Here is a 12,505-nt window from a genome sequence, read left to right as displayed (position 1 = left end):
GCGTGAGCACGCATCATGTGGTTTCTTTCAGCGTGGTCGGCCCGGTGATGGGCGCCGAGAACTGGCGACCGTTCTGCGGCCCGGGCTTCGGAGGATTGCCGGAAGCAAAGCCATCGAGCACCTTGCCGAAGCTTTCCTTGGTCAGATCCTCGTAGGTATCCTTCCAGATCAGCACCATCGGCGCGTTCACGCAGGCGCCGAGACACTCGACTTCTTCCCAGCTGAAATTACCGTCCTTGGACAGATGGAAGGGATCGTGATGGATCCGGCTCTGGCACACCTCGATGAGATCGGCGGCGCCGCGTAACCGGCACGGCGTGGTGCCGCAAACCTGGACGTGGGCTTTCTTGCCGACCGGCTCCAGCTGGAACATGGTGTAGAAGGTCGCGACTTCCAGCACCCGGATATAGGGCATATCGAGCAAGTCCGCGACCGCGCGGATCGCCACTTCCGAGACCCATCCTTCATGCTGTTCCTGAACCCGCCACAGGATCGCGATAACCGCCGAGGCCTGACGACCTTCCGGGTATTTGGCGATCTGCGCTTTGGCCCAGGCGAGATTCTCGTCCGTGAACGTGAAACTCGCGGGCTGGACTTCCTTCGGTGCAAGGCGGCGGACGGACATTTCTCTCAGTCTCTCATTGCGTGCGGCGCGCGGCGTTGGCGTTCAGGGTATTGATCCTGTCCTGCCAAAACGCGCTTGCGGTGCCGAATACGTTATAACCGACGTGGGATGAAACCTTGATACGGTCGAGAATCGAAAGCTCGCTAACGGTCTCGAGGCGGTTGCTTCTGGGATCGTAGACGATCAACTTCAGCGGCGTCTGTTCGAGGATATAGCGCGACACCGTGTGACGAGGATCGTTGCCGTGTTCCTCGCACAATATCACGCTGTCGCCCCGCAAAAGACGCGCGCCGCCCTTGATCGCCTCGATTTCCACGCCTTCGACATCGAGCTTGATCAGGTATTTTCCGCCAAGCGAAATCTTGCCGTCGTCGAGCAGATTATCGAGCGTGATCACCGGTACTTCCTCGCCGCCGCCATTCGCGGCGCCGGCGATGCTGAACGCCTCGTGCTTGGTGCCGGACAGCCGCGCGGTACCGCGCACAGCCCCGATCGCGCACTTCATCAGCTCGAAACGATTGCCGTTGATCTCGGCGTTGTTCTTGAGCTTGGCAAAATTCTGCGATGACGGCTCGATCGCGATCGCCTTGTGCGAGCCAAACGGCGCGCTGGAAACCAGAACCGACCAATAGCCGTAATTGGCGCCGCAATCGAGCAGCGTGTAATCGACGTTCACGGCGTCCCGAAACAGCAGCTCCAGTTCGTCCTCATAATGGTACGAACGATTGAGCAGCTTGCTCCAGTAACCGTCGCCGTAGGGAAATTCGAATGTCGCGTCGGAATTGAGCTTGATCGCGATGTTGCGCTCCGGCAGCGCCTTGCGCAGCAGATTGGCGCAGCTGTTGTAGCCGCGATGCGAAAAATGCGACGATATTTTCGAACCGGTCGTCAGCGCCAGTGCAGCCGTCCGCTCCCACAGGTTGGCTCCTTCGAGCGCCCCCGAAGTGCGATCAAACTGGATTGGCGCTTGCGCCATCACCGGTCGACCTCTCCGAACACAATGTCGAGCGAGCCCAGGATGGCCGAAACGTCCGCCAGCAAATGGCCCCTGCAGATGAAATCCATCGCCTGCAGATGCGCAAAGCCCGGCGCGCGGATCTTGCATTTATAGGGCTTGTTGCTGCCGTCGGAGACCAGATAGACGCCGAACTCGCCCTTCGGCGCCTCGACCGCGACGTAAACCTCGCCGGCCGGCACATGGAAGCCTTCGGTATAGAGCTTGAAGTGATGGATCAGCGCTTCCATCGAGCGCTTCATCTCGCCGCGGCGCGGCGGGAAGATCTTGTGGTCCTCGATGGCGACCGGTCCCTGCCCGTCCGGCGCGCGCAGCTTTGCAATGCACTGCCTCATGATGCGCACGGACTGGCGCATTTCTTCCATACGGATGCAGTAACGGTCGTAACAATCGCCGTTCTTGCCGATCGGAATATCGAAATCCATTTCGGCGTAGCATTCGTAAGGTTGCGCCTTGCGCAAGTCCCAGGCGGCGCCCGAGCCGCGCACCATCACGCCGGAGAAACCCCATTCCCACGCCTGCTTCAGCGTCACCACGCCGATGTCGACGTTGCGCTGCTTGAAGATGCGGTTGCCGGTCAAGAGCCGCTCGAGATCGGCCACCACGCCAAGGAACGGCTCGCACCAGGCGTCAATATCGTCGATCAATTTCGGCGGCAGATCCTGGTGCACGCCGCCGATCCGGAAGAACGCCGCGTGCATGCGCGAGCCGGAGGCGCGTTCGTAAAACACCATCAGCTTTTCGCGCTCTTCAAAGCCCCACAGCGGCGGGGTCAGCGCACCAACGTCCATCGCCTGCGTCGTGACGTTGAGAAGATGCGACAGGATGCGGCCGATCTCGCAATACAGCACGCGGATCAACTGGCCGCGGCGCGGCACCGCAATGCCGAGCAGCTTTTCCGCCGCGAGGCAAAACGCGTGCTCCTGATTCATCGGCGCGACGTAATCGAGGCGGTCGAAATACGGGATCGCCTGCAGATAGGTCTTGTGCTCGATCAGTTTCTCGGTGCCACGATGCAGCAAGCCGATATGCGGATCGACCCGCGCAACCACTTCGCCGTCGAGTTCCAGCACCAGGCGCAGCACGCCGTGCGCCGCCGGATGCTGCGGCCCGAAATTGATGGTGAAATTGCGGAGGTTCTGTTCGTTCATGGTCAGACTTTCGGCCCCGCCTTCTCATCCCCCGGCAGAACGGGATAATCCGCGCCCTCCCACGGCGAGAGGAAATCGAATTTGCGGAATTCCTGATTGAGCCGGACGGGTTCATACACCACCCGCTTCTCCTGGTCGTCGTAACGCACCTCGACAAAGCCGGTGAGCGGGAAATCCTTGCGCAGCGGATGTCCATCGAAGCCGTAATCGGTCAACAGCCGCCGCATATCCGGATGACCGGTGAAGATCACGCCATAGAGGTCGTAGGTTTCGCGCTCGAACCAGTCGGATCCGGGAAACACGTCGATGATCGAGGGGACCTGCGTGGTTTCGCTGGCCTCGGCACGAAGCCGGATTCGCGCGTTCAGCGTCGGCGACAGCAAATGGTAGACCACGTCAAACCGCTTCTCGCGACCGGGATAATCCACCGCGGTCACATCGGTCAGGTTGACGAAGCGGCAACCGGGATCGTCGCGCAGGAAGCGCACGACATCGACGATCTTTTCGGTCTGAACGGTTACCGTAAGCTGGTTGAATACGACCGAATGACCGCTCGCGGCGCCGGCAAGCGCGCTAACAATCGTCTGCCCCAGAGCGTCGAGCCTGCCGTCGTCCATTACTTAAAACCTTTAGCGTTCGATGGTCCCGGTGCGCCGGATCTTCTTCTGCAGCAGCAGAACGCCGTAGAGCAGCGCCTCTGCGGTCGGCGGGCAGCCCGGCACGTAGATATCGATCGGCACGATGCGATCGCAGCCGCGTACGACCGAGTACGAATAATGATAGTAGCCGCCGCCATTGGCGCACGACCCCATCGAGATGACGTAACGCGGCTCCGGCATCTGGTCGTAGACCTTGCGCAGCGCCGGCGCCATCTTGTTGGTCAGCGTGCCCGCCACGATCATCACGTCGGACTGCCGCGGCGAGGCGCGCGGCGCAAAGCCGAATCGCTCGACGTCATAGCGCGGCATCGACACCTGCATCATCTCGACGGCGCAGCACGCGAGACCAAACGTCATCCACATCAGCGATCCCGTGCGCGCCCAGGTGATCAGGTCGTCGGCTGCGGCAACGAAGAAGCCCTTGTCGGAGAGTTCGTGATTGACCTCGAGGAAATAAGGATCGTTGGCGCCGACCGGTTTGCCGGTCGAGGGATCGAGAATGCCGGTCGCGGCCTGCGCGACCGCGGGTCTTGACGTGGTGGCAGCGGGGCTCAATCCCATTCGAGCGCGCCTTTCTTCCATTCATAGGCAAAGCCGACGGTGAGGACAGCCAGGAAAACGATCATCGACCAGAAGCCGGTCGCGCCCAGCTTTCCGAAAGCCACCGCCCACGGGAACAGGAATGCCACTTCGAGGTCGAAAATGATGAAAAGGATCGCAACCAGATAGAAGCGGACATCGAACTTCATGCGGGCGTCGTCAAAAGCGTTGAATCCGCATTCATAGGCGGAAAGCTTTTCCGGATCGGGCTGCTGAAAGGCAAGCAGGAACGGAGCAATCAGCAAGACTAGACCGATCAGGCCTGCGACCCCGATAAAGACCACAAGTGGAAGATAATTCTGCAGGATGCCGGTCATCGGCGGTGCCTTCTCCTGCGGTTTTCTGACGGTCCGCAGATTCGTTGATTGGAATTATTCTGAGGCTTAGCGCAGCGCACCAATGGGCGCAAGACAAGCTATTTTGACGGCGCCCAACGGTCCCGGACCAAACGGGAAAACTCCGAAAGCGGTGCCGGCCCGCTATCCGCACCCCCGGGTACGCGCGCGTGCGGCGGCTGTTTCAGCGAAGCGGGTTGGCTCAGCTCAGGTCTTTTTCGGCAGCCAGCATTTGAGCAGCGATCGCGGTCAGGCGTTCGATATGCCCCAGCAATATCACCAAATCTTCTTGGCCGAGTTGTTCCAGCAAGCGCTGATTGCGTTCCAGCGCGCCTGCCACAATCGCGTCATGAGCGACCAGCCCGGTTCGGGTCAGGCTGACCAGAACTTCACGGTTATCCCGCGGGTTGACCGCCCTCGAGACCAGCTTGCGTGAAACCAATTCGGCCAGCGCACGGCTGATCTGCCCTTTGTCCATGCCGACCGCCTCGGCCAGCCTGACCACACTCATCGGCGGGCGGCGTCCCAGCGAGGCGACCAGCCCGAATTCCACCGAAGAGAGCCCGGCCAACCGCTTGTAACGCAGAATGGCTCCCCGCTTCAGGAGATTGGCAAGCACCATCAGCCGCGACGACATCATGGCCGTGATCGGCGCGAGTTCACTGTCTGCGCCGGGCTCCCCGGCAGGCAAGCGCGGCTTTTTCAATCTCTCATTCATCGCCAACCTCTGCCAACAAAGCCTGGCCGTGCCAAGGTTTTGGAGATCGTTGACATTGTCATCTATCTAAAGTTCACTTGCCAGCGATATCAATGACCGCGGCAGCAAGCCGTGGCGGGAGGAATCGGCTGTGAACACCACCCAGCGGGATCGCGATCTCGGCACCGCCTATGCCATGAAACCATCCACCAGCCGGACCGAGCTCACGTCTGTCGGCCGCGGCACCCCGATGGGGGAACTGCTGCGGCGCTATTGGCATCCAATCGGCCTTGCGACCGACGCTACCGATATTCCCCGAAAGGTCCGCGCACTTGGCGAAGACCTCATCCTGTTCCGTGACAGGCATGGCCGGGCAGGCCTGCTCCATGCGCGCTGCTGCCATCGCGGCACCACGCTCTATTATGGCAAGGTCGAGGAGGATGGCATCCGTTGCTGCTATCACGGCTGGAAATTCGACACCGAGGGCCATTGCCTGGAACAGCCCTGCGAACCCGAAGGAGGGCTGTTCAAGGACAAGGTTCGCCAGCCCTGGTACCCGGTCCGGGAACGCTACGGCTTGATCTTCGCCTATATGGGACCATCCGAGAAAAAGCCGGTGCTGCCGCGCTATGAAGCCCTGGAAAAAATGGACGAGGGCGAATTTGTCGAGGCCGATGACAGTTCGATCGGCGGTGGCGGCCCGGCCGTCATTCCATGCAACTGGTTGCAGCACTTCGAGAACGTGGTCGACCCCTACCACGTGCCGGTCCTGCACGGATCGTTCAGCGGCCCCCAGTTCACTAACATGATGGCCTCGATGCCGGAGGTGGAGTTCGAGATGTCGCCGCGCGGCATCACCGTACGCTCGATCCGTAAGCAGGATGACGGCAAGGTGTTCTATCGGGTGACCGAAGCCGCGCTGCCTACCCTGCGCGTGGTGCCCAATCCGCGGGTCGCGCAATTCGCTCGCGTCGAATCGATCGGCTGGACCTTGCCGATCGACGACACCTCGTTCCGAATTTACGTCGCTGGTCGCGTCAAGAAATCCGGCGACATCGGCCGGATGCGTTCGAAATTCAACGGCAAGTTCTGGTGGGACATGACCGAGCAGGAGCACCAGCAATTCCCCGGGGACTATGAAGCGCAGGTCGGCCAAGGGCGGTTGACGCTGCATTCCGAGGAGCATTTCGGCCAGAGCGACCGCGGCATCCTGATGATCCGGCGGATGCTGAGCGACCAGCTCGACGCCATGGCCGCGGGGAACGATCCCATCGGCGTCTTGTTCGACCAGAACGCCCCGCCGGTCGAATTCGAGGCGGGGAATTACATTCGCGAGGCGTAAGGGACGAACGCGTCCCGAACGACAAAAAAGAGAATTCAGGGGGAAGCCATGGTCGATGTCGCACCGCCAGCGACCGAACAAACGCACGCCGTCTCTGTGCCATCCACGCGCCGTTACTACGTGCTCGGGTTGCTCACCGTCATCTACGCCCTCAATTTTCTCGATCGCACGATTTTCAATGTGCTGATCGAGCCGATCAAAAAAGAATTCACGCTGAGCGACACCACCATGGGCCTGCTCGCGGGCTTTGGCTTCGTGCTGTTCTATTCGCTGCTCGGCATTCCCATCGCCCGCATGGCCGACCGGCTCAACCGGCGCAACATCGTCGCACTTGCCTTTGCGTTCTGGAGTGCCATGACATTCCTGTGCGGCATGGCGTCAAGCGTGACAACGCTGGCGTTGGCGCGGATCGGGGTCGGCATCGGCGAATCCGCCGGCACGCCGGCGTCGCAATCGCTGGTCGCCGATCTCTATGACAAGAACGAACGTCCGCGAGCGCTCGGCATCTACGCTATTGGAACCTATCTTGGCGTGTTCCTCGGCTATTTCCTCGGTGGCTACGTCAACCAGCACTATGGCTGGCGAACGGCGTTCTTCTCCGCCGGCCTGCCCGGCATGGCCCTCGCCGCGGTGTTGTGGCTGACGGTTTCCGAACCCAGGCGCGGCACGAGGGCCGAAACGTTCGCACCAGAGCCGATCGGGCCAACGCTCGGCTTTCTGGCCTCGCAGCAAAGCTTCGTCATCGTGCTGATCGGTTTTTGCCTCACGACCTACACCAATTACGCCACCGCAGCCTGGATCCCCCCATTCCTCGCCCGCGTGCATCACTTGAGCAGCGCGGAGATCGGAACCTATGCCGGCACCTTCAAGGGCCTGTTCGGAATGGCAGGCACGCTGGTCGGCGGCCTGGTGGTCGCTCAAATCAGCCGCCGCGACGACCGCTGGAAGCTATGGGCGCCGGCGATCATGTCCGGTCTGGCGGGCCCGGTGTTCGCGGTGTGCATGCTGACATCCGATTTCAAGACCATGGTCGCCGCGCTGGCGGCGACCTCGTTTCTGGTCGGCTTTCATCTCGGGCCGATCTTCGCCATTGCGCAGACCGTCGCGCGCCCGAGCATGCGCGCGCTCGCCTCTGCGATCATCCTGTTGACCGCGACCTGCTTCGGCCAGGGCATCGGCCCGCTCGCGGTCGGCATGATCAACGATGCGCTGAAGAATAGTTACGGCGCCGACGCCGTGCGCTATTCGCTGCTGTCAGCCGCAGTCACCACCACGCTCGGCGCGTTGCTGTTCGTATGGGCGGCGTGCTTCATTCGCGAAGATATCAAGCGAGCGACGTAAACCTCACGTCAGCGGACCGGTGTAGCGCTCCAGTTGCGCCCAGGCTTCGCTGCCGTAGGTCTTCTGCCACTGCCCATAGAAGCCCGCTTTCACCAGCGCCGCCCTGAACTGGACCGGATCGGGCTTGTTGAACGTCATGCCCTTGGCCGTGAGCTCAACCTGTAACGAGCGGTCCAGCTCCAGCAGATCAGCGCGCTCCTTGACAGCGGCGGCATCGAAACTGCTGTTGACGATTTCGAGCAACTCGGGCGGCAGATTGGAAAGCGCGCGGCGGTTGGCGATGATCCAGTATCCGCTCCAGCAGTGGTTCGACAGCGCGCAATATTTCTGCACCTCGTACAATTTTCCTGTCGAAACCTGTGCGAGTGGATTTTCCTGACCTTCGACGATGTGGGTCTGCAAGGCCGAATACAGCTCGCTGTAGCTGATGCTCGACGGCAGCGCGCCGAGCCCGGAGAACAGCGACGTCAGCAGCGCCGTGACGGGCACGCGGATCTTGAACCCCTTGAGGTCTTCCACGCTGTTCAATTGGCGGCTCGACGACGACGTGATCTGGCGGAAGCCGTTGTCCCAGACTTTCTTCATCGGCACGATGCCGGTCTTGCCGATGGCATCGCGGACAAAATCGCCGAGCCCGCCATCCATCGCGGTCCAGACCTTGTCGTAAGAAGGAAACGCGAATCCGATGCTCGGCAGGCCCGACAGCGGCACCAGCGTCGAGAGCGTCAGGCTGGGCGCCGCCAGCAAATCGATACCGCCGACGCGAAGCTGCGACAGCATTTCGGGGTCGCCGCCCAACTGGCTGTTCGGGAAAACCGTAACGTTCAGCCGGCCGCCCGACTGCGATCCGATCGTACGCGCCGCTTCGATCAGGCGAACCGTCAGGGGATGGGCGTCCGGTGTATTGACGCCAAGCTTGAATTCGAATTCGGCAGCGGCGCTTGCTGGCTTGCCAAGCATGCCGGTTGCCCAGGCGGTCGATGCCGCGCCGAGCAAACCCCTGCGGGTTATTTTCATTATTGTTTCTCTCCCAAGCGCGTTATCGCGCCTGGTTCGCAATTACCGCCGAACCACCCTTTTCGGCAAGGCGGCTGACGGCGGAGGCGTCTGCGCTGAACGGGTAACAGCCCTGCCCGGCTCCCAGGGCCCTCTTGAGAATTGCAACGAAACCATTTTGGGGAGCCGGCGAAACCACGCTGAAACAAAGCGGGCGTAAGTCTCGACCATAAAATTGGCGCCTCAGACGCCAGGAGGCTCAGATGAACCACTCAATTCACTCAGCGGACCGGGCGACGCATCTCAAGATCGTGGTGGTGGCGCTTGTGGCCGGTATCGCCGTGGCGGGGTTTAGCATCTTCGCCCGAACCGGTTCCGACTACACCCAGACCGCGCATGTCGTTAAGGCCGGAAAGCCGGTAGCCGTAACCAACTCGGACGCGATGATGGTCCGGTAGCCCGGATCGAGTATCCGGATCAAAATCTGGATCAAGCTGCAAAAACGGCCGCCCTCGGGCGGCCTTTTGCTTCCAGCGCCCGTCCGTTCGTTGCGGCCTTGCAACCATCGGCACCAAGCCTTTCTCGCAACTAAAGTCCCTGGTATCCGACAGTGCGCCTCATGAGGCAGACCGAAACCCGAGACTACGCGAGCGTGCTCGATCGGGTGCGGAGCGAACTCCTGACACTGATTTCCGCCCGATGGCCTTCCAGCACCTCGGCCTCGTTCCCGGCGAGCAATGGCGACGCGGCAAATCGCGCGCCTGCAGCGTCCCAGGTTTGAATCAGGCTACGCGTACATGATGGACAACAACGCCAAGGCGTAGCTAACAGTGGCCAGAATATTAGCTCACTTCTTGCGAAAGAAGCCATGCGTGAAAGCCCCGGAATACAAGTAGCATATTTGCTCTGGCTTCTCCGCCAGAAACTCGTCGCAAGCCTCTTTCACCCCAGGCAAATGATTCCACCCATTCGGGTTTATGGATGTATCACAGTAGTCATCAATGAGACAGATCGCACCAGGCGTCAGCCGAGGATAAACATATTCGAGGCTTACCATAATTGACTCATAGAGATCGCCATCCAGATGCGCGAAACACACCTTTTCCGGCAATCCCTCTGAAAGGGTTTGGTCGAACCATCCCTTATGTATGGTGGGCAACTCAAGACCATGAATACGGAAGTTATTGCGAAGAACGTCCTCCGACGTCGCCAGGTCGCCCTTTCTATAAGATTCCCCATCCTCGGTCCTGGTCGCAGGAAGCCCCTCAAAACTGTCGTATACGTGCAACTTTTTCTCGGAATTAAAACTGCGAATGATTTTCGCAATAAGAACGGCAGATTGACCTTCGTTGCATCCGACTTCCACCAGGTCTCCATCGATGTCGTAGGCTATCGTTTGAGAGACCAGATGATACATGTTCATTCGCTGCTCTACATTCGTGGAAACTCCAGAACGTGTGGACGCGAACGAGAGACCGCTAAGATGATGAATTAGTTCGTCGACAAAATGCGCGGTATTGGCTCTGAAGCCAAAGGGCTTTGCAACGAGATTCAAAGCCCGATCCAGGTGCGAGGACCGGCGTATCTGCCAATCGAAATCTTTCGTGATAAAAAAATTGTCCACTGATGATGCTCCACGAATACAAAATGCATATGCCGCGCGGCACGCCGGAGTATCGCCGTTAGCTATTCGCAGCTTATAGCTCGGCAGCATCCTCGGTCAATTCATGCCTCTGCCGGGAATTTCCACAACTTAAATTGCCAGCCTCACGTTAGATCGGCGCGCCGGCTCACATCGCGCGCCTCGGACGGGCCGCGCTGGAACTAAGATCGCGCGCTGAACGCCGATCATGCCAGAAAGCCTCAATGCGTCATCTGCGCACACGATCAGCTAATCGCACCTTACAAATGACTACACCCGGACGAGATCGATAAGCGGCCGGCGAGCTAAGAAAACGACGCTCTCTCCAGCGTCGGCATAGTGCTTGGATGCCGCGGCTTGAATCCTGCTCAGCAACGCATGTCGGCCGGACTTTGCCGAGTCACACCGGTCGTCGCTTCAGGTCTTGGCGCGCCATATGCATGAGGCAGGAAGCGGGACCGCAAAGTGCCTCTGACAACATTGCGTCTTTTCGCAAAACTATCGGGGGGGTGGTAGTGCGAATTCGCACAAAACATGCTTCGTGTTCACAAAATAGGCAATCGAAAGCCATCGGAGCAGGACGGTATTCTGCACTGGACGGTGCGCGTGGCGTTGCTGCGTTAACAGTCTTACTTTTGCATTCTGCGGCCCGATTACAGGCGTCGGATGGTTCATGGGCTGAAATATTGCTCAAAGCCGTTTTTACCCTCGGACACGCAAGCGTAATTTTCTTTTTTGTTCTTAGCGGCTTCGTGCTGTCGATCCGGTTTTTCGGCAGAGCGCGCGTACCTTATGGGTGGTTTCAACTTGGCCGCTTTGTGCGGCTGTACCCCTGCTTCCTGGTTGCGATCATCGTGGCTGCTGCTGTGATGTTGTGCACGAAGGACTTTCCCGGCCGGGAAGACGCCAGAGCTTTTTCCGTGGTCTGGCTTAGTCCGCTCACCCTGTCGAGCTTTGTGCGTCAACTGCTGTTGTTGGGGGTGACGCCCGCGGACATCGACCTTGATGGTCCGGTCTGGAGTTTGGTTTACGAGCTGCGCGCGGGATTCTTCATTCCGTTGCTTTGCTGGGGGCTCACGCGCTACCCGATCCGCTATTCAGTCGCTGCGCTTGTGGGTCTGATTGCCGCGTCCTCGGTCGGGCTGGCGTGGCGCGGCGTGCCCAATCCGCCATTTACCGGGCTCACGGTGATCGGCTCCGTGCTGGCGACGCTACATTATTTGTGCGTTTTCTATATCGGCTGCCTCCTGTCGTGCCTCTATCATAAGCAGGTGGACACGCCGTCGCGTTGGCTTGGGCTACTGACCGCGCCGCATATCATGGCCATAGGAGCGTTGGCGCTTCTGGCAGCTGGCACTGCGCTGCACAGCGACATCACCTTGGGCCTGTTCGCGGGTTGCGTCATTTTGACCATCTTACGGTCCGACGTGGCGCACCGGATACTAACGCTGCCTCCGGTCGCACATTTGGGGCGCATATCTTACTCACTGTACCTCATTCACTTTCCGTTGGTCCTTGGCATTCTCCGGGTGACCGGGGGGCAGATTTCCGATGGTTATTTTTTCCTCTTGTCGGTGCTGATTTCTGGCGGGGCGGCAACCGCCGTTTATTGGCTTTTCGAGATCCCTTCCATACGCTGGTCACATGCGGTCAGCCGCGGTTCGTCCGCGGCGGGCATGCGAGAACATTCGAAGCAGATATCCTCGCCGACACGCCATTCTTTGGAAGCCGTGGGCGCAGACCCGTCAGCTCTGACGGTTCTGCCACGGCAAAGGCGCCCGTAAACCGCCGGGGCCATACACCAAGAACTCTCTGGGCATTGATTTTGGTAAGCTTCGAATACCGGTGTTCGGTCTCGATGAGACCCCCCGCTTGCCAACATGCGTCGATCCGGAGCGGTAGAGGATCACGCGAACAAGATGGCCAACAGCATCGCCGTCAACAAGCGACTTCGAAAACCTACAATCCAGTGAACGTCGCCAGCGCGCGCCGGTTCGACGAAGCCAAGGCGATCGGCGCCAGGAAACTAGAACAAAAACCGGACGAAAGTCAGGGAGCCGGCGGAGCCGGCCTTGCTGACACTTTTTGAGGAATTCTGAAAA

At 59.8% G+C, this 12,505-nt stretch carries 13 protein-coding genes; 4 read left to right on the top strand and 9 right to left on the bottom strand.

Features of this window, described 5'->3' with window-relative positions:
- Positions 1-13 precede the first annotated feature (13 nt).
- The 7 genes from nuoE to BLV09_RS05150 form a co-directional block, all read right to left on the bottom strand.
- Positions 14-625, bottom strand: coding sequence for an NADH-quinone oxidoreductase subunit NuoE (gene nuoE / locus BLV09_RS05180; RefSeq protein WP_146686532.1), 612 nt, complete (start codon positions 623-625; stop codon positions 14-16).
- Positions 626-638: 13 nt separating this feature from the next.
- Positions 639-1,601, bottom strand: coding sequence for an FkbM family methyltransferase (locus tag BLV09_RS05175; protein ID WP_167558628.1), 963 nt, complete (start codon positions 1,599-1,601; stop codon positions 639-641).
- Positions 1,601-2,791, bottom strand: coding sequence for an NADH-quinone oxidoreductase subunit D (locus BLV09_RS05170; RefSeq protein WP_100382112.1), 1,191 nt, complete (start codon positions 2,789-2,791; stop codon positions 1,601-1,603). The genes BLV09_RS05175 and BLV09_RS05170 overlap by 1 nt, the downstream gene beginning before the upstream one ends.
- 2 nt (positions 2,792-2,793) lie before the next feature.
- Positions 2,794-3,408 (bottom strand): NADH-quinone oxidoreductase subunit C, encoded by a 615-nt coding sequence (locus BLV09_RS05165; protein ID WP_146686531.1) that lies wholly within the window; start codon positions 3,406-3,408, stop codon positions 2,794-2,796.
- A 12-nt stretch (positions 3,409-3,420) separates the two neighbouring features.
- Positions 3,421-4,011, bottom strand: coding sequence for a NuoB/complex I 20 kDa subunit family protein (locus tag BLV09_RS05160; RefSeq protein ID WP_146686530.1), 591 nt, complete (start codon positions 4,009-4,011; stop codon positions 3,421-3,423).
- Positions 4,002-4,367, bottom strand: coding sequence for an NADH-quinone oxidoreductase subunit A (locus BLV09_RS05155; RefSeq protein WP_100382115.1), 366 nt, complete (start codon positions 4,365-4,367; stop codon positions 4,002-4,004). The genes BLV09_RS05160 and BLV09_RS05155 overlap by 10 nt, the downstream gene beginning before the upstream one ends.
- Before the next feature lie 220 nt (positions 4,368-4,587).
- A complete protein-coding gene (locus tag BLV09_RS05150) occupies positions 4,588-5,103 on the bottom strand; it encodes a MarR family winged helix-turn-helix transcriptional regulator (RefSeq protein WP_146690992.1) in 516 nt (171 codons plus the stop codon).
- A 130-nt stretch (positions 5,104-5,233) separates the two neighbouring features.
- Between BLV09_RS05150 and BLV09_RS05145 the strand changes: the two genes are divergently transcribed.
- Both BLV09_RS05145 and BLV09_RS05140 read left to right on the top strand, forming a co-directional pair.
- Positions 5,234-6,424, top strand: coding sequence for an aromatic ring-hydroxylating dioxygenase subunit alpha (locus tag BLV09_RS05145; RefSeq protein WP_146686529.1), 1,191 nt, complete (start codon positions 5,234-5,236; stop codon positions 6,422-6,424).
- Positions 6,425-6,472: 48 nt separating this feature from the next.
- Positions 6,473-7,765 (top strand): spinster family MFS transporter, encoded by a 1,293-nt coding sequence (locus BLV09_RS05140; RefSeq protein WP_146686528.1) that lies wholly within the window; start codon positions 6,473-6,475, stop codon positions 7,763-7,765.
- 3 nt (positions 7,766-7,768) lie between these two features.
- On the opposite strand, the gene BLV09_RS05135 is transcribed toward BLV09_RS05140, so the two are convergent.
- Positions 7,769-8,782, bottom strand: coding sequence for a TRAP transporter substrate-binding protein (locus BLV09_RS05135; protein ID WP_167558627.1), 1,014 nt, complete (start codon positions 8,780-8,782; stop codon positions 7,769-7,771).
- 242 nt (positions 8,783-9,024) lie between these two features.
- Between BLV09_RS05135 and BLV09_RS05130 the strand changes: the two genes are divergently transcribed.
- Positions 9,025-9,219, top strand: a complete 195-nt coding sequence (locus BLV09_RS05130; RefSeq protein WP_100382118.1) for a hypothetical protein — start codon at positions 9,025-9,027, stop codon at positions 9,217-9,219.
- Positions 9,220-9,608: 389 nt separating this feature from the next.
- Here the strand turns inward: BLV09_RS05130 and BLV09_RS05125 are convergent, their stop codons facing one another.
- Positions 9,609-10,385, bottom strand: coding sequence for a TylF/MycF/NovP-related O-methyltransferase (locus BLV09_RS05125; protein ID WP_146686527.1), 777 nt, complete (start codon positions 10,383-10,385; stop codon positions 9,609-9,611).
- Between the two features lie 365 nt (positions 10,386-10,750).
- On the opposite strand from BLV09_RS05125, the gene BLV09_RS05120 reads away from it, so the two are divergent.
- On the top strand, positions 10,751-12,187 hold the full coding sequence (locus BLV09_RS05120; RefSeq protein WP_146686526.1) for an acyltransferase family protein: 1,437 nt from the start codon (positions 10,751-10,753) through the stop codon (positions 12,185-12,187).
- Positions 12,188-12,505: the final 318 nt, after the last annotated feature.

It is taken from the genome of Bradyrhizobium canariense (assembly GCF_900105125.1).
GTDB lineage: Bacteria > Pseudomonadota > Alphaproteobacteria > Rhizobiales > Xanthobacteraceae > Bradyrhizobium > Bradyrhizobium canariense_A.
The sequence above is the reverse complement of the archived record's forward strand: the minus strand, read 5'-3'. Positions and strand labels throughout refer to the sequence as shown.